At 66.1% G+C, this 21,288-nt stretch carries 22 protein-coding genes; 11 read left to right on the top strand and 11 right to left on the bottom strand.

Translation table 11 applies throughout. From position 1 onward, the window contains the following. Positions 1–197: 197 nt before the first annotated feature. Positions 198–1,400 carry an AAA family ATPase gene (locus tag BMX36_RS18720; RefSeq protein WP_037456192.1) on the top strand — a complete coding sequence of 401 codons (1,203 nt, stop codon included), beginning with the start codon at positions 198–200 and terminating at the stop codon, positions 1,398–1,400. A gap of 267 nt (positions 1,401–1,667) precedes the next feature. Continuing rightward, the gene (locus tag BMX36_RS18715; protein ID WP_007406427.1) at positions 1,668–2,645 is read left to right on the top strand and encodes a ParB/RepB/Spo0J family partition protein; all 978 of its coding nucleotides are present in this window, start codon (positions 1,668–1,670) and stop codon (positions 2,643–2,645) included. A 35-nt stretch (positions 2,646–2,680) separates the two neighbouring features. Here the strand turns inward: BMX36_RS18715 and BMX36_RS18710 are convergent, their stop codons facing one another. Together BMX36_RS18710 and BMX36_RS18705 are read right to left on the bottom strand one after the other, a co-directional pair. Next, positions 2,681–3,565, bottom strand: a complete 885-nt coding sequence (locus tag BMX36_RS18710; protein ID WP_037456194.1) for a DUF4238 domain-containing protein — start codon at positions 3,563–3,565, stop codon at positions 2,681–2,683. Positions 3,566–3,577: 12 nt separating this feature from the next. Further along, the gene (locus BMX36_RS18705; protein WP_007406383.1) at positions 3,578–4,504 is read right to left on the bottom strand and encodes a hypothetical protein; all 927 of its coding nucleotides are present in this window, start codon (positions 4,502–4,504) and stop codon (positions 3,578–3,580) included. Positions 4,505–4,666: 162 nt separating this feature from the next. Here BMX36_RS18705 and BMX36_RS18700 point away from each other — a divergent pair, with 162 nt between their 5' ends. After that, on the top strand, positions 4,667–5,905 hold the full coding sequence (locus BMX36_RS18700; RefSeq protein ID WP_004212862.1) for a hypothetical protein: 1,239 nt from the start codon (positions 4,667–4,669) through the stop codon (positions 5,903–5,905). A gap of 121 nt (positions 5,906–6,026) precedes the next feature. Here BMX36_RS18700 and BMX36_RS18695 read toward each other — a convergent pair whose 3' ends face one another. The 9 genes from BMX36_RS18695 to BMX36_RS18655 form a co-directional block, all read right to left on the bottom strand. Beyond that, the gene (locus BMX36_RS18695) at positions 6,027–7,322 is read right to left on the bottom strand and encodes a hypothetical protein (protein WP_013039108.1); all 1,296 of its coding nucleotides are present in this window, start codon (positions 7,320–7,322) and stop codon (positions 6,027–6,029) included. A 248-nt stretch (positions 7,323–7,570) separates the two neighbouring features. After that, the gene (locus tag BMX36_RS18690; RefSeq protein ID WP_007683329.1) at positions 7,571–7,960 is read right to left on the bottom strand and encodes a copper-binding protein; all 390 of its coding nucleotides are present in this window, start codon (positions 7,958–7,960) and stop codon (positions 7,571–7,573) included. Between the two features lie 11 nt (positions 7,961–7,971). Then, positions 7,972–11,115 (bottom strand): efflux RND transporter permease subunit, encoded by a 3,144-nt coding sequence (locus BMX36_RS18685; protein WP_064312588.1) that lies wholly within the window; start codon positions 11,113–11,115, stop codon positions 7,972–7,974. Continuing rightward, positions 11,112–12,608: an efflux RND transporter periplasmic adaptor subunit gene (locus BMX36_RS18680; protein WP_093067941.1), complete on the bottom strand. Its 1,497-nt coding sequence runs from the start codon at positions 12,606–12,608 to the stop codon at positions 11,112–11,114. Before BMX36_RS18680 ends, BMX36_RS18685 begins: the two co-directional genes overlap by 4 nt. Next, on the bottom strand, positions 12,605–13,867 hold the full coding sequence (locus BMX36_RS18675; protein ID WP_093067977.1) for a TolC family protein: 1,263 nt from the start codon (positions 13,865–13,867) through the stop codon (positions 12,605–12,607). Before BMX36_RS18675 ends, BMX36_RS18680 begins: the two co-directional genes overlap by 4 nt. 63 nt (positions 13,868–13,930) lie before the next feature. After that, positions 13,931–14,188, bottom strand: coding sequence for a hypothetical protein (locus BMX36_RS18670; protein ID WP_093067939.1), 258 nt, complete (start codon positions 14,186–14,188; stop codon positions 13,931–13,933). Positions 14,189–14,264: 76 nt separating this feature from the next. Beyond that, the gene (locus tag BMX36_RS18665; RefSeq protein ID WP_066708097.1) at positions 14,265–14,627 is read right to left on the bottom strand and encodes a hypothetical protein; all 363 of its coding nucleotides are present in this window, start codon (positions 14,625–14,627) and stop codon (positions 14,265–14,267) included. A 51-nt stretch (positions 14,628–14,678) separates the two neighbouring features. Further along, positions 14,679–15,116, bottom strand: a complete 438-nt coding sequence (locus BMX36_RS18660) for a DUF411 domain-containing protein (protein WP_066708094.1) — start codon at positions 15,114–15,116, stop codon at positions 14,679–14,681. 27 nt (positions 15,117–15,143) lie between these two features. Next, entirely contained in the window at positions 15,144–15,518 is a 375-nt protein-coding gene (locus tag BMX36_RS18655; protein WP_093067936.1) for a DUF305 domain-containing protein, read from the bottom strand. A 377-nt stretch (positions 15,519–15,895) separates the two neighbouring features. On the opposite strand from BMX36_RS18655, the gene BMX36_RS18650 reads away from it, so the two are divergent. The 8 genes from BMX36_RS18650 to BMX36_RS18615 all read left to right on the top strand — a co-directional run bounded on the left by BMX36_RS18650 (position 15,896) and on the right by BMX36_RS18615 (position 21,287). Beyond that, on the top strand, positions 15,896–16,252 hold the full coding sequence (locus BMX36_RS18650) for a hypothetical protein (RefSeq protein WP_170172205.1): 357 nt from the start codon (positions 15,896–15,898) through the stop codon (positions 16,250–16,252). Positions 16,253–16,396: 144 nt separating this feature from the next. Next, entirely contained in the window at positions 16,397–16,876 is a 480-nt protein-coding gene (locus BMX36_RS18645) for a heavy metal-responsive transcriptional regulator (protein ID WP_007406417.1), read from the top strand. Beyond that, entirely contained in the window at positions 16,873–17,094 is a 222-nt protein-coding gene (locus tag BMX36_RS18640; protein WP_086491595.1) for a hypothetical protein, read from the top strand. The genes BMX36_RS18645 and BMX36_RS18640 overlap by 4 nt, the downstream gene beginning before the upstream one ends. A 58-nt stretch (positions 17,095–17,152) precedes the next feature. Then, a complete protein-coding gene (locus BMX36_RS18635; protein ID WP_093067934.1) occupies positions 17,153–17,473 on the top strand; it encodes a hypothetical protein in 321 nt (106 codons plus the stop codon). Between the two features lie 23 nt (positions 17,474–17,496). Further along, entirely contained in the window at positions 17,497–19,407 is a 1,911-nt protein-coding gene (locus BMX36_RS18630) for a 2Fe-2S iron-sulfur cluster-binding protein (protein ID WP_086491594.1), read from the top strand. Beyond that, positions 19,407–20,135: a hypothetical protein gene (locus tag BMX36_RS18625; RefSeq protein WP_086491593.1), complete on the top strand. Its 729-nt coding sequence runs from the start codon at positions 19,407–19,409 to the stop codon at positions 20,133–20,135. Before BMX36_RS18630 ends, BMX36_RS18625 begins: the two co-directional genes overlap by 1 nt. Further along, on the top strand, positions 20,132–20,854 hold the full coding sequence (locus BMX36_RS18620; protein ID WP_093067931.1) for a cytochrome C: 723 nt from the start codon (positions 20,132–20,134) through the stop codon (positions 20,852–20,854). The genes BMX36_RS18625 and BMX36_RS18620 overlap by 4 nt, the downstream gene beginning before the upstream one ends. Continuing rightward, positions 20,841–21,287: a DUF1622 domain-containing protein gene (locus tag BMX36_RS18615; RefSeq protein WP_044663289.1), complete on the top strand. Its 447-nt coding sequence runs from the start codon at positions 20,841–20,843 to the stop codon at positions 21,285–21,287. Before BMX36_RS18620 ends, BMX36_RS18615 begins: the two co-directional genes overlap by 14 nt. Position 21,288 lies beyond the last annotated feature (1 nt).

Below are 21,288 nucleotides of genomic sequence, written 5' to 3'. Positions count from 1 at the left end.
CCCGGCGCCAGACTTTGCAGCAACACGCAAAGGCACGGAGATCATCGGTCGCAGCCGCCGCCGATTGGCCAGAAAGCGCGCACATGCGCAAGGGGCTCGGAGATCATCGGTCAACTTGTAAGTCTGGTGGCCATTTCCTTGCTCGAAACTGCCAACGTGGCTATCATGGCGCATCAAACCCACAGAAGCGGACTGAGATGGCTACCGACCCCTCCCTAGCACAGCCGGACGACCTCATCGAAGGTGGTCTGGACGTGCTCCACAGAAAGTCGTTGACGATCCTCAAGCGCATTCGTGACAGCGCGGTTGATCCCGAAACCGGTCAGAAGAAGGGTCCGACCTTCCCGATTTCGAAAGCTGCTGCACTGGTCGGGCGGACGGCATCTGCTGTCCGGGAAGCGGAGCGCGACGGCCGCCTCCCCGCTCGAGGGCGGACGGGCTCCGGGCATAGGCTGCAGTATACGCTCGAAGAGCTTGATCATATGCGCGAGGTGTTTGGAACGCGTCCCTGGCGCGAGCCAACCGATACCCCGGCGATCATCTCGGTCTGCAACTTCAAGGGGGGCGTCGGCAAGTCGACGATCGCGCTGCATCTCGCCCAGCATTTTGCCATCAAGGGCTACCGGGTCCTGTTCATCGACTGCGACAGCCAGGCGTCTTCAACCATGATGTTCGGCTATCGCCCCGACGTGGACCTCGACGAGGAAGACACGCTTTACGGGCATTTTCACAATCCGGAGCTGCTTGGCGTTCGCAAGATTATCCGCAAGACGCACTTTCACAACCTCCACCTGATCCCGTCGAACCTGCGACTTTATAATCTCGAGTATGAGATCGCCGGGCACATGGCGCGAAATCAGAACATGGAGATCATCGACCTGATCGCGCAGGCCATTGATGAGGTGGTCGATGACTATGACGTCGTGATCATGGACCCGCCGCCGGCATTGGGCATGGTGTCGATGGCTGTGCTCCAGGCCGCTAACTGCATGGTCATTCCGGTGCCGCCGAGCCTTGTCGACTTCGCCTCGACGGTATCTTTCATCGACATGACGCGAACGACGATGAAGCAGCTCGAGCAACTCGCGGGGCGGGGAAGGCCGGCCTACAACTTCATCCGGCTGGTCGGCAGCCGCGTGGACGAGAGCAAGTCGATGCACCGGGAGATACTGTCGATGATGCGGCAGGTCTTCGGTGGCTCAATGACGCAGTCGGTGATGGTCACCAGCGCCGAAATCGACAATGCCAGCTCCAGGATGAAAACCGTTTTCGAACTCGACAAGCCCGTCACGTCGCACGAGGTCTACAACCGCTGCATGAAGCATCTCAGCGACGTTTGCCAGGATATTGAGCAGGACGTTCTGCGCACCTGGGCGAGCAGGGCAGGGGGCCGAATTTAGGGAGAGTTGCCACGTGGCAACTCCGATATTTCTCACGTCGGCGAGCACGGGCAATCGGGGAGTGAGACGAAGCCGGATCACCGAGTTGCCACGTGACAACAAAGTGGAAGAACCCAATAGAAGCAATATGTTAGGTAGGAATACCATGTCAGATCGCACACGGCAGGAACGTCAGTGCAAGCGCCTGGGGGCGGCGCAGTTGCCACGTGGCAACTCTGGCCTGTTGGCACCCGTCGGCGAGGGCAAGAGAGAAGGAGAAACGGGCCGATGAGCAAGGGCAACAAGGGCTTCGGCTCGATGTTCACAGAGGGGCTCGACGACGAGGAGAACCTCGATAAGGCGACCCCTGCGGACGGCATCATGGCAAGTCGCAGCCAGACGCTCGCGCGCATCGCGACGGGGAAAACGGTCGCCGACCGGACGGAGTGGGTCGATCCGGAGCGGTGCCGCCCATGGCGGATGCACAATCGCGATCTGGATCATTTGAACGAAGATAGCTGCCGCGATCTCATCGACTCCTTCCTCTCCGCCAAGAAGCAACGGATCCCCGCTATCGTTCGGCGTCTGAAAGATGACCCGAACTTCGACTTCGAGATCATCGCCGGCGTCCGCCGTTGGTGGACGGTGAAATGGCTGCGAGCGCATCACCACCCGGAGTTCGAGTATCTGGTGACGATCCAGAGTGTCACGGACGAGGAGGCGTTCCGGGTTTCAGATGTCGAGAACCGCTCGCGTAAGGACATCTCGGATTGGGAGCGGGCCAAGGAATATACGGTGGCGCTCGCGGAGTTCTACGAGGGCTCGCAGTCGCAGATGGCCGAGCATTTAAACCTTTCCAAGTCGTGGCTGAGCCGGCTTCTCGACGTTGCGCGCTTGCCCGAACCAGTTGTCGCGGCGTTCTCCGATACGCACGACATCACGGTACGCGTCGCGCGTGACATCAAGCCGCTTACCGGAGATCCGAAGGCGCTGGCGAAGATGCGCGAAGAGGCTGAACGCATCGAGGAAGAGCGCAGCCAGAAAGGCTTGAAGCTGAGCGGGCCGGAAGTCGCGAAGCGGCTCGTGAAGGCGACTGTCGCGCCAGCCGTGAAGGCTGCCGCCGAGAAGGAGATCACCGGCAAGGGGGGCAAGGTCATCCTGCGCTATACGAAGGCGCGGGGAGGGGGGCTGACGATCAAGGTGCCGCCGAAGGCTGAGGCGTCGCCCGCCGAGCTTTTGAAGGCGATCGAGGGGCTGCTGTCGTAGGGTGATGGAGCGCGGCGTCTGGCGAGGTCGCCGCCTTATATGGCGTCCCGCTTATATTTGTCGGCGGTGCTCTGCGTCACGGAGTGGCGGCTTCGCAGGCCGAAGTTCGCGCGGATGAAGTCGCCGGCTTGACGCGTCCTCGCGCCTACGAACGCCTGGGCATGTCCCACGGTCGACCGGTTCTGCCGCGTGATCAGTTCTCGCTCGGGTAGGCTCACGATCCGATTTGCCAGCGTAGTGGACCCGGCAGCAACGAAGAGGGTCTCCGGTCCGATCGGAAGAGTGACATAGGACGAGGCACTACCAAGCCAGGCGAAGCTGACCGGCACGTCGAGCGGCCAATCGGAGACGAACAATTCCCGGCGATTGTTCGTCTTGATTATGCGCCAGTCCATGTTGATGAACGCTCGTCCGCGATCCGCGTCGTCGATGACCAAGCGCAGGACTTCCATCTGAAGCGCGCTCACGGCCTCGGGCGGCAGCGCCCCATCTTCGCCGCGCAGCACGGACTTCGCGGCCTCTGCGCTTGCGAGAGCGCCGACGGCGTCCTTCATGCCGCGCATATCCAGCGGTGTCCGGAACCACAGCGACATGACGAACCGGCCCCAATCCGAGCATTGCGCGTCGCTGAGCGAGTTGACCTTGCCGTCGAGGAGCAGCGCGTGAACCTTGGCCGCAGCGTCATCGATCACCTGCATGAACAGGGTTTCCATCTGCTGGGCATGCTCGGGCGGGAACCCGATCGTCTTGTACAGGTCCCGCTCGAAGCAGACGCTCTTGGGTGATGCAGGACTGCTCTCGATCTCCCCGATCCGATTGCGCCGATAGCGCAGCAGGGTGTCGCCATCCTTCCACTGGTCGAGGAGGAACTGCGGGATGAAGTGATGCCGGGACGGAGGGTTCTGTGGCTTGGATTGCACGGTGTCTGTGGTTCAAGAGGGATGAGCAAGTGAGGCGAGTAGCTTGCGCGCGCCTTGCGGGGTGACCTTCAACAGGCGCGCGACAGCGGCCGGCTGAAGGCCCGGATAGGCAAGCTGCAGGCGGGCAAGGAGAGGGGCCTTGCTCCGCTTCGTGACGGCCAGATCGGTCTGGATGCGCGACGCCGCACGCTCGATCGCGTCGAGGTCGCGCAAGCCAGCATGCGCCGTCCGACCGATCGCCTGGGCCAAGGTCTCTGCCAGATCGGCGGGGGAGGGGGGCAGAAACTTGGACATCAGGATGAACGAGGGGATCACGCGGGTCGTGAAGCCAGCGCGGCACAGCATCCGCGGTACGGCGGCGGCGATCAGCCAGTTTCGATCGCGTCCACGGGGAGGCAGCTCGAGAGCGCGACCATCGACGCTGACGACATCCCAGCTGCCTGGTGCCGCTGGTTCGGTCAGCGCGAACAGCTGGAAAATGCGGTTGGCGACAGAGAGGAGGTCACCGGAAGGGAAGGGGGCGTCCGCCACGGTTCGCAGCTGTCGCCACATGGGCCCGAAGTGCGCCAAGTCTTCGGCCGCATAAACCTTCGCCTCGGTGCGGTCATCGAGTACCGTACGGAGCACGTTGAGCGTGGCGCGGCCGAGCGAATCCTTGAGATCCTCGTCGCGGCTGAGCGCAAGGTGGAAGACGGCGGCAACCGAGATCGGATCGTTGAGGCCTTCGGAAGCGCGGGGAGGGGGTGTGCGGCCGGCGATCCAGTCCTGCAGGTCGCGCACCGCGATCGGCACGCCGGCGAGGCCGGCCAGGACGGTGGCGCCTTCCAGGCGCGAGCGCGCGAGAAAGATGTCGGCGCATGGACTACCGTGCAATCGGCCATCGAGGCGCCCGAGCAGGAGCAGGCTGTCGTCGGCGCGCAGGTTGTCTGTCCGCGTCATAGGATGGCGACAATGCCATGGCGGGAAACCAAAGTCAGCAGTTCGTTTCTACATCCGTGACCTCCCGAAAGTGGACATTCGATAATTGCAGTTATCACATAAGCGGATTTGACCGTTCATTATAAGGTGGGCTACAAGCGCGGCTGAGGAGCGAGGCGCGTCGTGAGCACCGAAACCGCCCGGGAAGGGCCAGAAATCCCCGTAGCGCCGCCTGAGGCTGTCCTGCCGGCCGTCAGGGCGCCGGCCGACCTTGCGTGGACGATCGTGCAGATGCGCGCCGGCGAGCGCATCACCGTCAACGAGGGCCTGATCGCCGCCTATCAGGCCGCTTCATCGCCCCATAGCATCCGTGCGCTCAAGTCCGACGTCGAGGCGTTCGATGCGTGGTGTAGGCGCAACAACCGGATTGCACTGCCGGCGACGGCCGAGACGGTGGCCGACTATCTCGACTCGCGGGCAGGCAAGGGGAGCCGCCCAGCCTCGCTATCCCGCTACAAGGCGTCGATCGCCAAGATCCATCAGTTGCTCGAACTCAAGGACCCAACCCCCGCGCCGCTGGTGAAGCTGCGGCTGCAAGCGGTGCGCCGTGAGAAGGGCGCAGCGCAGAAGCAGGCAAGGCCGCTGCGGTTCAAGGGGCCGGTGCGCGACGTGGAACGCGACAAGGCGCGTGGTCTCAACGTCCGGGCGCTGCTCGAGAGCTGCGGAAACGATCTGCCGGGGCTGCGCGATCGCGCGCTGCTGTCTGCCGCCTATGACACCGGCCTGCGTGCGTCCGAGTTGGTAGCCGTGGCCATCGAGCATATCGAAGAGGCGATCGATCCCGAGGCGCGGCTGCTGCAGATCCTGCGCAGCAAGGGCGATCAAGACGGGGAGGGGGCAACCGCCTATCTCAGCCCGCGTACCGTGTCGGCGATCGCGGCCTGGACCGAAGCGGCCGGGATCACGGCGGGGCCGCTGTTCCGGCGGGTGCAGGTGCGGCGCTACAAGGCGCGCGCCGCCGTGCGCGGTCGGCCGATCGACAGCATCTCGGGGCGGGAGACCTGGGATCTGCGCAAGACGCTGCCCAGGCCTGCGGTGAAGGCGCGGGTCGAATATGACATCGGCACCGTCGCGCTGCACCCGGGTTCGATCGGGCCGATCTTCCGCTCGATCATCCAGCGCGCGTTCGATCGTGGCGCTCTGCCCGACCTCACAGCCGAGGATCTGGCGCGGCTGCTCAAGGGCATCAGCGCGCACTCGACGCGGATCGGGCTGAACCAGGATCTGTTTGCGAGCGGAGAGGATCTGGCTGGGATCATGGATGCATTGCGGTGGAAGTCACCGCGAATGCCACTCGCCTATAATCGCAACCTTGCTGCAGAGCAGGGCGCAGCGGGCAGGCTGATGGCGAAGATCGGCTGATGGGGTCGCTGGTCGACTCGATTGCAGGAGGGCGTCGCTCCCCAAGCAACCTCATCGGACCGGCATGAGCTTATGGAGCTGGCCGGTGGCCCTTGCCAGCAGCGGCACAATGGTCCGTGTTTCAGGGAAGGGGGCTTGAGATCGCCTTGATGGCCTTCAATCCCGTTCCAAAACGAGCGATCGCGTCCCTGTTTCTCTCCAGCTCGCCATAGGGCAGATAGGCGAAGTCGAGATCGGCAATACGGCTGAAAGCCGGGCGACGGAGTTGCGCGCGAACGTCCTGCTCGCGCGCATTCGGTGCGACCAGGAATAGCCCGGCGGCAGCGTGCAGATCGCTCCCCGACAGCGCCAGATCGAGCATGCGCACGATCCCCGAGTAGATCGAGGTCGAATGTTCAACCTCGAACGCGGCGGCGACGCCGTCGCCACCCTTCGCCAGCCACAACACGTCGATGAGGCGGATCGAGTCCGCTCCGGGAGAGGTCGCAATGGCGTCTGGAAGGCGCTCGAGGCATCCCTGTCCAAGCGGGCAGCCAGCGTGAAGTCGACCGCGGTCATTGGCGGCGATCCACACATCGTAACCGAGGGCATGGCCGAGGTCGCGCAGCCAGGCCTGGATTTCGGCGTGCGTGCGATCGGTTTCGCCCTGCGCGGCGGCTGTCTTGTCGAGCCGGCTTGCCTCCGCTCTGGCATGTTCCAATCTGCCGAGCCAGTCGTCGGCCGCCGTTGCGTCATCCTCCAGCGGTGGCGCGGGATAGCGGCCCGAGCCAATGTCGAACAACAGTCCGCCGATCGCGCCGAGATCGTTGGAGAGCAACTCGCGGTAACGGTCGTTGAGGTCGAGGATGCCGGCGCGCATGGCGAGAAAATGATCCCATGACCCGAGCTTCACCTTGGCGCCGGTGACGGCATTGTAGCCCTTGACGATCGCGGTATTGAAGGGCGGCACCAGCGTCGGGTGAAGGAAATAGAGCAGGTTGGCCGCCGCCGGCCCCAGCCCCTTGATCTTGAGCGCGTCTATGCTGCGGATGTGGCTGATGATCTCCTCGGCGGTATCGCAGCACGAGCAATTGTCGAGCAGGCGACCGAACGCCCGCTGGTTGTCCGGGCTTTCGTAGATGTCTGGAATGCGCAGCTTGGGCTTCCACAGCCAGGCATGGTCGGCGCCCTTGAAGATCTGCCGCTGTTCGGCGATCGAGTGGACAACCGTTTCCAGTGACGAGCCGCGATAGGCGACGCCGAACCGCCCACTTTCGATTTCTGCGACCACCTGCTGCAGCCCGCGACGGATGGAGCGGAAGTTTTTCAGCCGTTCGTCCCACAGAAACCAGGAGCGATAGGTGGCGCCGGGATCGTCTCGCCAACGACGGACAAGCTCGCTCACGAGATCATGATGTGTCGCGGGTAACAAGGTCATACTGGCTGGGTCATCTAAACTGGGCTCCTTGCCGTTCAGGCTATCGCGAGCAAGGGCGGCTTGCACGTTCAATGTGCGATCCGCGAAGCGTGCTCAAATTGTCGGTGATCGCGCAGGGAAACGCCGCTGGCATTGGGCGTTGCCGGTCGCAACCGTCGACCGGGCGCACAGCCAGGCAGACGGCCGGCACGGGCGTCGCCGCCCGGGAGCGGCGACGCAACCAGCTTTTTCCGGTCGAACTTAGCGGATCACTGCTTTGCGATCGCGGTGACCTCGCCATCGCTGCCCTTGAGCGAGAGGTCGAAATCGACCTTGTCGCCGACCTTGACCGCATCGGTGATCGACGGCGCGGCCTTGAACGCCATCGTCATCGCGGGCCACTTGGCCTCCGGGATCGGACCATGATCGAGCGTGATCGTGCCTGCCGCCTTGTCGATCGCGGTGACGGTGCCATGGCCCTTGGCCTTGATCGCGGCGTTCGCGTCAGGCGCCATCGACATGTTGCCCATGTCGCCGCTCATGGTCGCGGCGGGCGCCGCCTCGTTGGTCTCAGTCGCAACGGGGGCCTCCGCCTTCTTGCCGCACGCGGCAGTCAGGGCGGCGAGGCCGAGGGCAATGGTCAGTCGTGCATGGTTCATCGTCTTCTCCTTCATGATGAAACGGGTTGAGGGATGGGATCGGTCTTGGGCCGGCGCAACAGCAGGTAGGCGGCGGGCAGGACGAACATTGAGAGCAAGGGCGCGGTCAGCATGCCGCCGATCATCGGCGCGGCAATCCGGCTCATGACCTCCGAACCCGCGCCTGATCCCAGCAGGATCGGCAGCAGGCCGGCCAGGATCACCGCCACCGTCATCGCCTTGGGACGGACGCGCAGCAGCGCGCCTTCGCGCACGGCGGCCTCGACCTCGGCAGCGTCCGGATGTGCGCCGCGCTCGGCCAGCGCGTTCTTGAGATAGATCAGCATCACCACCCCGAACTCGGCGGAGACGCCGGCGAGCGCGATGAACCCGACCCCGGTGGCGACCGACTGGTTGAACCCCAGCAGATAAAGCGTCCAGATGCCGCCGGTCAGCGCAAACGGCAGCGTCCCCATGATCAGCGCCGCCTCGTCGAAGCGGCCGAAGATGAGGTAGAGCAGCACGAAGATGATCAGCAGCGTCGCGGGCACGACCAGCTTCAAGCGGTCGACCGCGCGCTCGAGATATTCGAACTGGCCAGAGTAAGCGATGCTGACCCCAGGCGAGAGCCTGACCTGTTTCGCCACCGCACGCTGCAGATCGCCGACCACCGAGGCAAGATCGCGCCCGCGCACATCGACGTAGACCCAGGTCGAAGGCCGGGCATTCTCGGTCTTGAGCATCGGCGGTCCCTCGGCGATCGAGACGTTTGCCACGGTGCCCAAGGTGATCTGCTGGCCCGCGGGCGTCAGGATCGGTAGCGCCCGCAGCCTTTCGAGGCTGTCGCGCAATTCGCGCGGATAGCGCACGCTGATCGGATAGCGGGCGAGGCCCTCGACCGTCTCGCCGATCGTCTCGCCGCCGATCGCGCCGGAGACGATGGCCTGGACGTCGGCGATGTTGAGCCCGAACCGCGCGGCGGCGGCGCGGTCTATGTCGACATCGACATAGCGTCCGCCGGTCAGCCGCTCGGCGAGCGCCGAGCTGACGCCGGGCACGCTCCTGGCCACGGTCTCGACATCATGCGCGATGCGGTCGAGCTCGGCGAGGTCACTGCCCGACACCTTGACCCCGATCGGGCTCTTGATGCCCGTCGCGAGCATGTCGATGCGGTTGCGGATCGGCGGCACCCAGATATTGGCGAGACCCGGAAGCTTCACCCGGCGATCGAGCTCGTCGACAAGGCGTTCGGGCGTCATGCCCGACCGCCACTGGTCGCGGGGCTTGAACTGGATCGTCGTCTCGAACATTTCGAGCGGCGCGGGATCGGTCGCGGTCTCGGCGCGGCCGGCCTTGCCGAACACGCTTTCGACTTCGGGCACGGTCTTGATCAGGCGGTCGGTCTGCTGGAGCAGCTCACTCGCCTTGGCGGCCGAGAGGCCCGGCAGCGCCGAGGGCATGTAGAGCAGGTCGCCCTCGTCGAGATTGGGCATGAACTCGCCGCCGAGCCGGCTGAGCGGCCAGGCCGTGGTGGCGAACACCAGAGCCGCGATCAGCAGCACTGCCTTGGGCCGCTTCATCGTCCAGTCGATCGCGGGCCGGTAGATATTGGTGAGCCAGCGATTGACCGGATTGGCCTGCTCGGCCGGAATGCGGCCCCGGATCAGCCAGCCCATCAGGATCGGTACCAGGGTCACCGACAGGATCGCGGCCGCGCCCATCGCATAGGTCTTGGTGAAGGCGAGCGGCGCGAACAGCCGGCCTTCCTGCGCCTCCAGGGTGAAGACCGGAATGAACGACAGCGTGATGATCAGCAGGCTGAAGAACAGCGCCGGCCCGACCTCGGCCGCCGCCTCGGTGACGACGATCCAGCGCATCTCGCCATCGAGATGTCTGTCCGGGTGATCCTGCTCCCAGCGTTCGATCCTCTTGTGGGCGTTCTCGATCATGACGACCGCCGCATCCACCATCGCGCCGATGGCGATGGCGATGCCGCCCAGCGACATGATGTTGGCGTTCACCCCCTGGAACCGCATTACGACGAACGCGGCCAGCACACCGAGCGGCAAGGTCAGGATCGCGACCAGCGCCGAGCGGACGTGCCAGAGGAACAGGGCGCAGACCAATGCGACGACGATGAACTCCTCGACCAGCTTGCGGGTGAGGTTCTCGACCGCGCGATCGATCAGCTGCGAGCGGTCATAGACCGTGACCACCTCGACGCCCGGCGGCAGGCTTTTCCTGAGATCGGCGAGCTTGTCCTTGACCGCCGCGATGGTCTCACGGGCGTTCTTGCCTGACCGAAGAATAACGACGCCGCCGGCGACCTCGCCTTCGCCGTTCAGTTCGGCGATGCCGCGCCGCATCTCGGGGCCGACCTGGATCGTGGCGACATCGCCGAGCCGGACGGGCACGCCGCCCGCCGCAGTCTTGAGCGGGATTGCCCGGAAATCGTCGAGCGTTTTCAGATAGCCCGAGGCGCGGACCATATATTCGGCCTCGGCCATTTCCAGCACCGAGCCGCCGGCTTCCTGATTGGCTTGGCTGATCGCCTGCACTGCCTGGGCGTGGGTTACGCCGTAGGCCGCGAGCTTCACCGGATCGAGCAGCACCTGGTACTGCTTGACCATGCCGCCGATGCTGGCGACTTCGGCCACGCCGGTCACGGTCTTCAGCTCGTAGCGCAGGAACCAGTCCTGCAACCCGCGAAGCTGCGAGAGATCGTGCCGGCCGGTGCGGTCGACCAGCGCATATTCATAGACCCAGCCGACCCCGGTCGCGTCCGGCCCGAGCGCGCTGCGGGCGCTGGCCGGCAACCGACCCTGGACCTGGTTGAGATATTCGAGCACGCGGCTGCGCGCCCAGTAGAGATCGGTGCCGTCCTCGAAGATCACATAGACGAAGCTGTCGCCGAAGAAGGAATAGCCGCGCACCGTCTTGGCGCCGGGCACCGACAGCATGGTGGTGGTGAGCGGATAGGTGATCTGGTTCTCGACGATCTGGGGCGCCTGACCCGGATAGGAAGTGCGGATCACGACCTGCACGTCGGAAAGATCGGGCAGCGCGTCGATCGGGGTCGAGCGCACCGCCCACAGGCCCGCGCCGACCAGCGCGAGCATGCCGAGCACGACGAAGAAGCGGTTCCTCACCGACCAGCGGATGAGATGGGCGATCACTGGCCCGCCACCTTGGTCATGCGCCGCACGGTCGGCCCCGCCGGTGGCTGGTCGAAGCCGAAGCGCACGTGGTCCCCCGTCTTGAAGCCGCGTACGATGCCGGGATCGGGCAGCGCGAAGGTCATCGTCATCGCCGGCCAGCCGAGCGCGGGGACCGGCTCGTGGCTGAGCGTCACCGAACCGGGAGCAATCCGCTCGATCCTTCCGACGGTTTCGTAGAGCGCGGGCCTGGATGCGGGCTTGGTGGCATTCGCCGGCGCACCGCCGCCGATGGGCCGCGCCTCGATTCCCGAAAGGCTCGCTTCCGAATCGATCAGGAACTGGCCGGAGGCAACGACCTTCTGGCCGGGGGCGAGGCCCGCGAGCACTTCGGTCTGGCCGCCCGCATCGCGGCCGATCCGGACCTCGGCGGGATGGTAGCGCCCGTCGCCAGCCGCGAGCATGACGAGCGTTCGCTTGCCGGTGCGGATCACCGCTTCGCTCGGCACCAGCAGGGCGGATCGGGCATTGCCCCCGAGCGCCACGCTCGCGAACATGCCGGGCCGCAACCGGCCGCCACGGTTGGGCAGCTCGATCCGGACGGTGAGCGTCCGGCTGTCGGCCTGCGTCGTCGGCAGGATCGCGATCACCCGGCCGGCGAAGCTCTCGCCCGGAAAGCCGGTCAGGGTTGCGCTGGCGCTCTGGCCGATGCGGACTTCGCCCGCCCGCGCCTCGGGCACCGCGGCGTTGAGCCAGACGGTGCCGAGGCCGTTCACCTGGGCGAGCGTCTGGCCCATGCCGAGCGTCACGCCGGCCCGGGCGTCGAGCGTCTGGATCACCCCGGAGATCGGCGTCGTGATCGTCACCGTGCCGCCCGGCCGGCCGCTCCGCTCGACGCTGGCGATGAGGCCGTCGGACATGCCCATCAAGCGCAGGCGCTGGCGCGCGGCGGCGGTGAGATCGGGCTTGCCGAGCCGCTTGACGCTCAGGAACTCGGTCTGCGCGCCGCCCCACTCGGGCAGCAGCAGGTCGACGATCGGGGCGCCGGCGCGGACCACGTCACCCGGCGCGCGGGCATAGACACGGCTTACGAACCCGCCCGAGCGCGCCTGGATGATCGCGATGTCGCGCTGGTTGAAATCGACCGTGCCGGTGACTTCCAGCGTGCTCGCAAGGCTGCCCATGCGGGCCTCGGCCACGCGCAGGCCGAGGCTCTGGCGCGCGGAGGGATCGACCGTCACCCCGGGCGCCGCGCCGGCACTTTCGCCGTCGGCATATCTGGGCACAAGCTGCATATCCATGAACGGCGACTTGCCGGGCTTGTCGAACTTCTGGTTGGGAAACATCGGGTCGTACCAGTAGAGCACCTTGCCCGAGCCTGTGCCCGCCTCGCCGGACGCGGCGGCCTGCGGTTGCGGCGACCTGTGGCCCGCCCAATAGCCCGCGCCACCGGCGGCCAGCGCGACGACAAGGATCGATGCGCCCCAGCGCACTGTGTCCGACTTGAGCGTCATGGCCGCTCCTCCCCATAAGTGATGTTGATACGGACCGCGTCGCGCGCGACATCGGCCTCGCGGTTGAGCGTTTCGACCTCGGCCTCGGCGAGCGCCAGGGTCGAGAGCAGCGCGGTTCCCAGGTCGAGCTTGCCCGCGGCATAGCTGTCGCGGTCGAGTTCGGCGCGGCGCCTGGCGAGGGGCACCAGCGTCTCGCGGGCATTGCGCAACCGGGAGAGATGCATGGCATGGTCTGCGAGATCGGCGTCGAGTTGCGCCACCAGCTCGCGGCGGATCGCCTCGCGGTCGAACCGACCCCCTTGCACAAGGCTCTCGCTGGCAGCGATCCTGGGATTCTGGCGCTTGCCGGCGAACATTGGCAGGTCGATCGACACGCCGACCGAGGCCATGTCGCCGTACATGGGATCGCGCCGGCCATAGGTGACGCCGACCTTCCAGTCGGAGCGCTTGTCGGCGCGCGCGAGGCGCACGTCCGCTTCGGCGACTGCGATCCGCGCGTCCTGCGCGCGCACGGCGGGAAGCGCATCGATCCCGGCCCGCAGCCGGATCGGATCGACATCGAGTATCGGCGGGTCGCCCGTCGCCTGCGGGTCGGGGTCGCCGGTATAGCGCGCGAGCCGGGCCCGCGCCTGCGCCACCACCGCAGCCATCTCGGCGCGGCGATCGGCGATGGCGGCGCGGAGCTGGTCGGGCTCGAGCGCCTGGCTCGGGCGCGCGCTGCCCGACGCCAGGCGTGCGGTCACGGTCTTCTGCAGGTCGTCGAGACTGGCATCGAGCAGGTCGAGCTGCCGGAGCCGGCGTTCGCCATAATAGAGATCGATCCATGCGAGCGCGGTCTCGAGCCGCACGTTGCGGCCTTCGACCAGCTCGCCCGCCTCGGCGACACCGATATCGGCCGCGGCGCGCGCGGCGCGTGCATGGCGCTTGGCGAGATTGGGGAAGGCCTGGCTGAACCCGATCGTCGCCATGGTGAAATCGTCGCGCGTGAAGCTGCCGGCATTGGGGCCGCTCACCGGGAAGTTCTGCAGGCCCAGGTCGAGCGTCGGATCGGGCAGGCGATCGGCCGCGACCGCCGAGGAGCGGGCGCCAGCTGTCGCCGCCGCGCGCGCCTTGAGGCTTGGCGCATTGGCGGCAGCGAGCCTCAGTGCCTGCTCGTAGGTGAGCGGGCCGGCCGACACCGGCACGGCCCAGGCGCTCGCAAGCGTCGCACCGAGAGAGAGCAACAGGCGTCGCATAGCGCGCCTCGGCATCATGATCATGGATATCATCCCCTCATGACAGAGGCGGCGCGCCAACATGTGACGCGCCGCTCCGGAGTGGGTTTAGCCCTTGTCCGACCTGACTGCGCCGCGCATGCAGTCGGCGGCGCTTGCCTGCATCATCGCGCAATCGCAGCTGGCGATGTCCCGGCTCTCGGGCACCCATATGCGGACACGCGCAGGGCCGGTCGCCCGCGGACCATATTGCGGCGCCGCCCGCCATTCCCAATGGCCCTGCGGCGTGCGGCTCGCGTCGGCTGCAAGCGCAGGCGCGGCGAGACCGAGGGCCGCCACAAGGGCGGCCGGAAGTATTTTGGTCATCACGAAAACCTTTGACTGAAAAGAAGGAAACCGGGCTGCGCGCATCGATCGATGCGCGCAGCCCGTGCTCGTTCAATCAGGCAAGGCTGGTGGGAGGATCCGGCTCGGGCACAACCGCCTTGCCGGTCAATATCGTATCGGTCGTCCAGAAGCTGGGCGCGTCGTAGAGACGCGCAGGCGCAATGCCGCCTGTCAGGTCAGCTGCGACCAGCGGGATCACGCACCCCATCGCGGCGATGCAATCGAGCGTCAGGCCCTTGCAAGGCTTTTCGCTGGGCGCAGGATGCTGCTTGGCCATCATCGCCATGCAGTCCGCATCCATGCCCTTGGCCAGCGGCGCGCCTGCCGCCTCAGGCACGCTGTGCGCGGCCGCCATCTGGGCTCCGAAGAGACCGGACAGCGCTCCGATGACGAGCAGAAGCGCGAGCAGGCGTTTCACGAACGACTATTCTAGCGCGCTGGAACCGAAGTTACAAATGGAGCTTTCCCCTCAGTGCCTTGCGAACACGCGCTGGCCAGACGGGCCGAATGCTACCACCTGATAGGACTGTGCCGGCTGACTGGGGATCTCCATGCCCGGTGATCCCAAAGGCATTCCCGCAACGGCAAGGCCAGCCACCCCGCGCGGGCGCACTGCCAGAACCCGCTTGATGTCATTGATGGGCACATGCCCCTCGAACACCATGCCGTCGATCACGGCGGTGTGGCAGGAGGCGAGACGCAGCGGCACACCATGCGAGCGCTGGAAGGAAGATCGCGAGCGGTCGTCGACGATCGTGACGGAACGCTTGAACTGTGCGCGGATCTGCGCGGCCCACTTTTCGCAGCAGCCACAGCCGGGATCGCGATGCACGAGGATCGGCGTCGCAGAGCTGGCCGCTGTCGCCATGAAGATGGCGGCCAGCGCCGCGATCGCCTGCTTCTTCATCTTTCGAATCTCAAGTTCCTGCTTCGGTCACTGTGTCCGCTTGCCATGCTCACGCAGCCAGGCTTGCAGTTCGTCGATTTCGCGTCGCTGTTCGGCAGAGCTCTTGGTGGCCATGTCGCGAACCTTGGCGTCGCGCGTTTCGCGGAGCACGATCTGTGACATGGCGATCGCGCCGCGGTGATGCTCGATCATCTTGCGGGCCCAGGTCTCGGTCGCATCGGTGCCAACGGCCGACATCATCTTACGATGCATCTCCATTTCGGCACGCGGGTATGGATTGGCGGGTGTCGGTTTCATCATGCCCGTGTCGGAGTGGCCCATCTTGCCATGATCCATGCCGTGCATGGCCTCCTGGGCGAGGACCGGGCCGGCGGCCAGCAGTAAGAGGGGAGCGAACGCCATTCCTGATCTTTTCAACATCGTCTCCTTTGTTGCCCCTAGGTAATACGCACCGTGAAGGCGGAGCCCTCACGGTTGGGGGGAAACGGCGTAATCCACCACATCTGCAAAAGGTGCCCGGAACCAAGTGGGCGCACCCGGACAGATCAGTTGCAACCAATGCTGGACGACGCCCACCGAGGAGGCGGCAGGTGCCATCCGTTTGGCGAGGTACGGACAAATCAACGACGGTCCCGGGGGATCTACTCAAACCGACAGTCGCTGCGAACAATACGTATACCGAGCTTGGACCAGGGACCATACTCCTGAAGGCGAAGAAACAAAGTCTTCCCCTCGAGAGATCGAGCGGCAGTGTTCAACACTTCTCAGAGGAGTCCAAGATGATCAAGAACTCCATCATGGTTGCGCTCGCCGGCATCTCGATGCTCGCAGCGGTCCCTTCATTCGCTCAGGGTATCGGACATACCTTCTTCATGCGCGGCTCGATCGTTGACACGGGCAGCAACGGCACGGTCGTCTGCATCGGCAAGGCCGATGGCGCCGAGGTCGGCCAGAAGCTCGAGGTCTATCGCGTTGTGACCCATCCGGGTCCGTCCAAAGGCGTGGCGCCGACTTATCACCGCCAGCTCATCGGCCATGTGACGATCGATCATATCTTCGATGATCACTTCGCGCACGTGTCCGTCGCCGACGGCACGCCTGCCAAGCACGACATCGTCGAGCTTCGCAAGAACTGACGAGCCGGTGGCCCGGCGGCACAAGCTGCCCTGACGCGAGACGTCGGGGCAGCGGGCTGGCGGCGGCAACGGACCGTTCGGGGTCAAAGCGAACCGCTTGACCCTGGACCATGGTCCAACCGGCATGATGATCGAGCGGATGACATGGGCAATTTCAAGATCGGCGAACTGGCCGCCGCTGCGGGCGTGGGCCGCGACACGATCCGCTATTATGAGCGGATGGGTTTGCTGCGCGAACCCGCGCGCACGGCGGCGGGCTACAGGCTCTACGACGCGACCGACCTCGAGCGCGTCAATTTCATCCGCTCGGCGCAGGAGCTTGGCTTCACACTCGAACAGGCCCGGCAGTTGCTGGCGCTCAGGGCGTCGGACACCGCGCATGCCCAGGCCGTGCTCGATATCACGCTCGCCAAGATCGCTGACGCCGAAGCCCGGCTCGAGCGCCTGTCCGATATCCGCGACATGCTGCGGATGCTCGCCGACGAATGCCCGGGCGAAGTGCCCGTCTCCGATTGCCCGATCCTCGCCTTCCTGACGGCGCGGCGGAAAGACCAGCAGCATAACAAGAAACATCAGGCAGCGCAGGACGAACGATCACCACGAGCGAAAGGGGTTTTGTCATGAAGAAAATGCGTTTGATCGGCGTCCTCACGCCGGCGCTGCTTCTGGGCGCCTGTGTAACCACGCGGCCGACCTCGGCGCAGGTCGAGAGTTGCCGGGCGATGGAGGGCAATATGGGTCTCCAGACGCCGCATGATCATGGCGAGATGAAGGGGCAGGGGCGCAACCCGATGAACCTCTCGCACGACCGGTGCCTTCAGATCCTGCGCAACGCGCAATGATCCGGTCCGGGCGCCAGCCCTGGCGCCCGGACACAGTTTTCAAGCCAAGGAGCAAGCTATGATCGACCATGCGAAAAAAGCCCTTCCGCTTGTCGGCGGAAGCCTGTTGCTGGCGCTCGCGCTTTCGGGCTGCGACCGCCAGGCCGACCAGACGGTGCCGCCCGCGGCGAACAGCGTCGCCGCCACCCCGGTCCTGACCGACAGCGGCAACGCTGCAGACGCGGCGCCGATGGACGCGATGAGCAACCAGGCCGAGATGGAGCGGCATCACCGTCAGGCGATGGACCATGACGCGATGCGCGCCGGGGCCGGCAACCAGACCGCGCCGGCACCCGATCCCGCGCCGGGCAATTCGGCGATGCCGATGAAGGATATGTAAGCGCGCTGAAAAAGGGGATGAGGATGTCCAGGCGGATCAGCCTTCGACGCTTGAGCCTCGGCTGCGCAATCGCTCTCAGCCTGTCCGCGGGCGCGGGCGCGCAGGAGGGCGAGGATCATGCCGCGCATCATGGCGCAGGCATGCCGGCCGGCGGGGGCATGTCCGCACCGGCATCGTCGGGGTCGTCGGACATGGCGAAGATGATGAACCCCATGATGGATCGCATGATCAATGGGGAAGGGGAGAATGAGCACGGCCACGAATCGCGCCGGACCGGCTTCATCTCGCAGCTGCTCGCCTTTCCCGCGCTCGACGAAGCGGCAAGGCAGCGGGTCGCTGCGCAGGCTGGCGAACGGGTAAGCACGGGCCTAGCGATGATCAACGCCGCCTCGGCCGACGGCGCGCGTGCAACCACGGTCTCGGCCCGGCTCGATGCGGCGCGCCGCCTGCGCGAGGGAACCGACCTGTTCCGGTCCGGCACCGCCGCGCAGGGCGCGATCGGCGGCTTGCAGCCGCCCCGGGAGGTCGGGCTTGCCTGGCTGCGCGATCAGCTCGACATCGACCAGGCCGCGCCCGGCCATGCCGATCACTGGTTCGGCATCTCGCCCTCGCACCTGCTTCTCATGCTCTTCCTGGGGCTGGTGAGCGCCACGCTGATCGCGCTGCAGATCTTCCGCCTCCGGCGGATCGGGGCGATCGCCGGTGGTGTCCCCACCGGCAAGACATTGACAAAGCCGGAGCCGAAGGCTGCCCAGCCCGCTACCAGGGTTGCGCCCGCGCCTGCCCCCGTTGCCGACAGCGCCGGGCTCGCGCCGAGCAATGCGGCCGCGCCCGCTGGGGCTTCGCTGCGCAAGCCCAAAAGCTGGGCGGGGCAGCTGCGCGTGGTCCAGATCGTGCGAGAGACGCCGAGCGTGCTGACCTTCCGGCTCGCGGACCCGGCCGCCGACCGGCTGCCGTTCGACTTCCTGCCGGGCCAGTTCCTGCAGGTCGAGGTAGAGCCCGAAGCGGGCAAGACCGCGCGCCGTTCCTACACGATCGCCTCTTCGCCGACCCAGCGGGCCTATGTCGAACTGACGGTCAAGCGCGAGGAGCAGGGCGTGGTCTCGCGATACCTGCACGACAAGGTCGTCGCCGACGATCTGCTGAAGGTCAGCGGACCGTTCGGCGCCTTCACCTTCACGGGAACGGATGCCCAGAGCATCGTGCTGATCGCGGGCGGGGTCGGCATCACCCCGATGATGTCGGTGCTGCGCTATCTCACCGACACCGCGTGGAAGGGTGATATCTTCTTCTTCTACGGCGCACGGTCGACCGAGGAATTCGTGTTCCGCGACGAGCTCGAGCGGCTCGAACGCCGTTTTCCCAACCTCCATGTCGTCGCCGCGATGCAGCGCGCGCCCGGCACCGTCTGGATGGGCCCCGAAGGGCCGATCACGCGCGAGATGATCCTGGCCGCGGTGCCGGAGATCGCGAGCCGGCGCATCCATATGTGCGGCCCGCCGGCGATGATGGGCGCGATGCGCGGCGTGCTGGCCGAACTCGGCGTCCCCGAAGCGCAGCTGCACACCGAGGCGTTCGGTCCGGCCTCGCTGCCGGCCGACCACGAGGATCTCGAGGTCAAGCCCGCGCCCCCGCCAGCGGATAAGCCGGCCCCGAGCGCCGAGGTGGCGCCGAGCACGGTGACCTTCTCCGTGTCGGGGGTGTCGGCGGCCTTGCCCGCGGACGAGACCGTGCTGGAGGCGGCCGAGGGCGCGGGCGTCGAGATCCCCTATGCATGCCGTGCGGGCACATGCGGCGCCTGCGTGGTCAAGCTGCTGCAGGGCGAAGTGACGATGGAGGTCGAATCCGGCCTTGCGCCCGCCGACAAGGCGCAAGGCTATGTGCTCGCGTGCCAGGCGAAGGGGACGGGCACGCCGCTCGTGGTCGAAGCCTGATGCGCGAACGCAGCGACATTGCCGTGGGCCTGCTGGTCGCGTTCCTGCTGCTGTTCCCGTTCGGCTATCTCGTGCATGTGTCGCCCCGCTTTCCGGGTAGCCTCGCTGGCGGGATCATCGGGATCGCAGCGCTCGTGCTGATGCTGCTGACGCTTCCCTATGTCGCGGCCAAGCACATCGCCTGGGTCGACAAGGCGCTCTCCCGGCTCGTCAGCAAGCCGACCCTGCTCGCCATCCACATCTATGCCGGCGTGCTGGCGCCGATCCTGGGTCTGGTCCACGCCGCGCACAAGCTCGAAAGCCCGGTCGGACTGCTTCTGACCGTCCTCCTGCTGATGACGGTCATCACCGGCTTCATCGGCCGTTACCTGCTTGCCCAGCTTGGTCGGGCGCTGCGCGGACGCAGGTCGGAACTGGCCTCGCTTCGCGCCGCCTTCCTCGAGGAGCCGGCGGCGCCGACGCAGGCCGATACCGCAGCCGCGCCGCTGTCGGGCTGGAAGCGCTATCTGTTCGTCGCCGGGGATGCGCCCGCGGGCCAGCACCCCCAGGACAAGGCGGGGATCGCCGCGGCGCTGGCCGATACCGAATTCGCGATCCGCGCCGAAGAGGCGACCAACACCCTGTTCGCGCGATGGCGGTTCCTGCACATCCTGCTGGGCTGTCTCATCTTCGCGCTGCTCGCGCTCCACGTCGGCGCGGCGATCTATTACGGGCTGCGCTGGCTATGAGCTGGCAGCGTCTTTCCTACGCCGTCTTCATCGCAGCCCTGCTGGTGATGGTCGCCGCGGTCGCGATCCGGATGCGATCGGACGCGCCTAGGGATGCCGGCCTGGTGGCGCAGCTCGTCTCGCCCGGCCCGCTCTCGAGCGCGCACCAGTCCTTCGCCGGCCAATGCACGGCCTGTCACACGCCGGGCAAGGGCGTCGAAACCCGGACCTGTCTCACCTGCCATGCAGGCACGGATTTCGGGACGAAGCAGTCGACTCAGTTCCACGCGAAAGCGACGCAGTGCACCTCCTGCCACGTCGAACATGAGGGAGAGCGCGGCATCATCCGCATGGATCACGCCGCCTTGCTCGACATGGCGAAGTGGCGGCAGCCGTTGGCGGGCATGTCGACAAACATTCGAAGCCTGACCCCCGAGACCGCGCTCGATTGCGCGAGCTGCCATGCGTTCCGCGATCCGCACCAGGGCCTGTTCGGCACCGACTGCGCGAGCTGCCACAAGACCGACAGCTGGAAGATCGCCAATTATCGCCATCCGTCGGTCAATTCGACGCAGTGCGCCGAGTGCCACAAGGCGCCGCCCAGTCACTTCATGGAGCATTTCAGCATGGTCTCGCAGCGCGCAGCCGGATCGAAAGCGCGCGTCGACCAATGCTATGCCTGTCACGCCACCGACAGCTTCAACAATATCCGCAAGCGAGGCTGGTATGATCACCATTGAGGCCGACTGGCTGAGCGCCTTCTTCCGGCTTGCGGTGATCGGCCTGGAACTGGCGGGCACGCTGACCATCCTCGTCGGCGCGGGGCTCGCAACCTTTCTGTTTGCGCGGCGGGCGAGGGCGGGCGACCGGACCGAGGCCTATAGCGCGTTCCGCTCGGCGCTCGGCCGCAGCATCCTGCTCGGTTTGGAATTTCTGGTCGCCGGCGACATCGTCAAGTCGCTGGTGATCAACCCGACGCTCGACGATCTCATCGTGCTGGCCGGGCTTGTGCTGGTGCGGACCTTCCTGAGCATCTCGCTTGGGGTCGAGATCAACGGCCACTGGCCTTGGGAGGAAACCCGGATGGCGCGGGAGAAGGCGCGTGCTGCGGCGTTGGATGGGTCGCCTATGACGGCTGAGGCCGCCGGACGCGGCGCAGCGCTCAAGGGATAGC

Source organism: Sphingomonas sp. OV641, from assembly GCF_900109205.1.
In the GTDB taxonomy this organism is placed as follows: Bacteria; Pseudomonadota; Alphaproteobacteria; order Sphingomonadales; family Sphingomonadaceae; genus Sphingomonas.
The sequence above is the reverse complement of the archived record's forward strand: the minus strand, read 5'-3'. Positions and strand labels throughout refer to the sequence as shown.

What these genes read in the sequence shown, in the direction of transcription:
- BMX36_RS18720 (WP_037456192.1), top strand. Translation starts at nt 198, where the DNA reads ATGGCTACCGACCCCTCCCTAGCACAGCCGGACGACCTCATCGAAGGT.
- BMX36_RS18715 (WP_007406427.1), top strand. Translation starts at nt 1,668, where the DNA reads ATGAGCAAGGGCAACAAGGGCTTCGGCTCGATGTTCACAGAGGGGCTC.
- BMX36_RS18705 (WP_007406383.1), bottom strand. Translation starts at nt 4,504, where the DNA reads ATGACGCGGACAGACAACCTGCGCGCCGACGACAGCCTGCTCCTGCTC.
- BMX36_RS18695 (WP_013039108.1), bottom strand. Translation starts at nt 7,322, where the DNA reads ATGACCTTGTTACCCGCGACACATCATGATCTCGTGAGCGAGCTTGTC.
- BMX36_RS18690 (WP_007683329.1), bottom strand. Translation starts at nt 7,960, where the DNA reads ATGAACCATGCACGACTGACCATTGCCCTCGGCCTCGCCGCCCTGACT.
- BMX36_RS18680 (WP_093067941.1), bottom strand. Translation starts at nt 12,608, where the DNA reads ATGACGCTCAAGTCGGACACAGTGCGCTGGGGCGCATCGATCCTTGTC.
- BMX36_RS18675 (WP_093067977.1), bottom strand. Translation starts at nt 13,867, where the DNA reads ATGATCATGATGCCGAGGCGCGCTATGCGACGCCTGTTGCTCTCTCTC.
- BMX36_RS18670 (WP_093067939.1), bottom strand. Translation starts at nt 14,188, where the DNA reads ATGACCAAAATACTTCCGGCCGCCCTTGTGGCGGCCCTCGGTCTCGCC.
- BMX36_RS18660 (WP_066708094.1), bottom strand. Translation starts at nt 15,116, where the DNA reads ATGAAGAAGCAGGCGATCGCGGCGCTGGCCGCCATCTTCATGGCGACA.
- BMX36_RS18655 (WP_093067936.1), bottom strand. Translation starts at nt 15,518, where the DNA reads ATGGCGTTCGCTCCCCTCTTACTGCTGGCCGCCGGCCCGGTCCTCGCC.
- BMX36_RS18650 (WP_170172205.1), top strand. Translation starts at nt 15,896, where the DNA reads ATGATCAAGAACTCCATCATGGTTGCGCTCGCCGGCATCTCGATGCTC.
- BMX36_RS18645 (WP_007406417.1), top strand. Translation starts at nt 16,397, where the DNA reads ATGGGCAATTTCAAGATCGGCGAACTGGCCGCCGCTGCGGGCGTGGGC.
- BMX36_RS18640 (WP_086491595.1), top strand. Translation starts at nt 16,873, where the DNA reads ATGAAGAAAATGCGTTTGATCGGCGTCCTCACGCCGGCGCTGCTTCTG.
- BMX36_RS18635 (WP_093067934.1), top strand. Translation starts at nt 17,153, where the DNA reads ATGATCGACCATGCGAAAAAAGCCCTTCCGCTTGTCGGCGGAAGCCTG.
- BMX36_RS18630 (WP_086491594.1), top strand. Translation starts at nt 17,497, where the DNA reads ATGTCCAGGCGGATCAGCCTTCGACGCTTGAGCCTCGGCTGCGCAATC.
- BMX36_RS18625 (WP_086491593.1), top strand. Translation starts at nt 19,407, where the DNA reads ATGCGCGAACGCAGCGACATTGCCGTGGGCCTGCTGGTCGCGTTCCTG.
- BMX36_RS18620 (WP_093067931.1), top strand. Translation starts at nt 20,132, where the DNA reads ATGAGCTGGCAGCGTCTTTCCTACGCCGTCTTCATCGCAGCCCTGCTG.
- BMX36_RS18615 (WP_044663289.1), top strand. Translation starts at nt 20,841, where the DNA reads ATGATCACCATTGAGGCCGACTGGCTGAGCGCCTTCTTCCGGCTTGCG.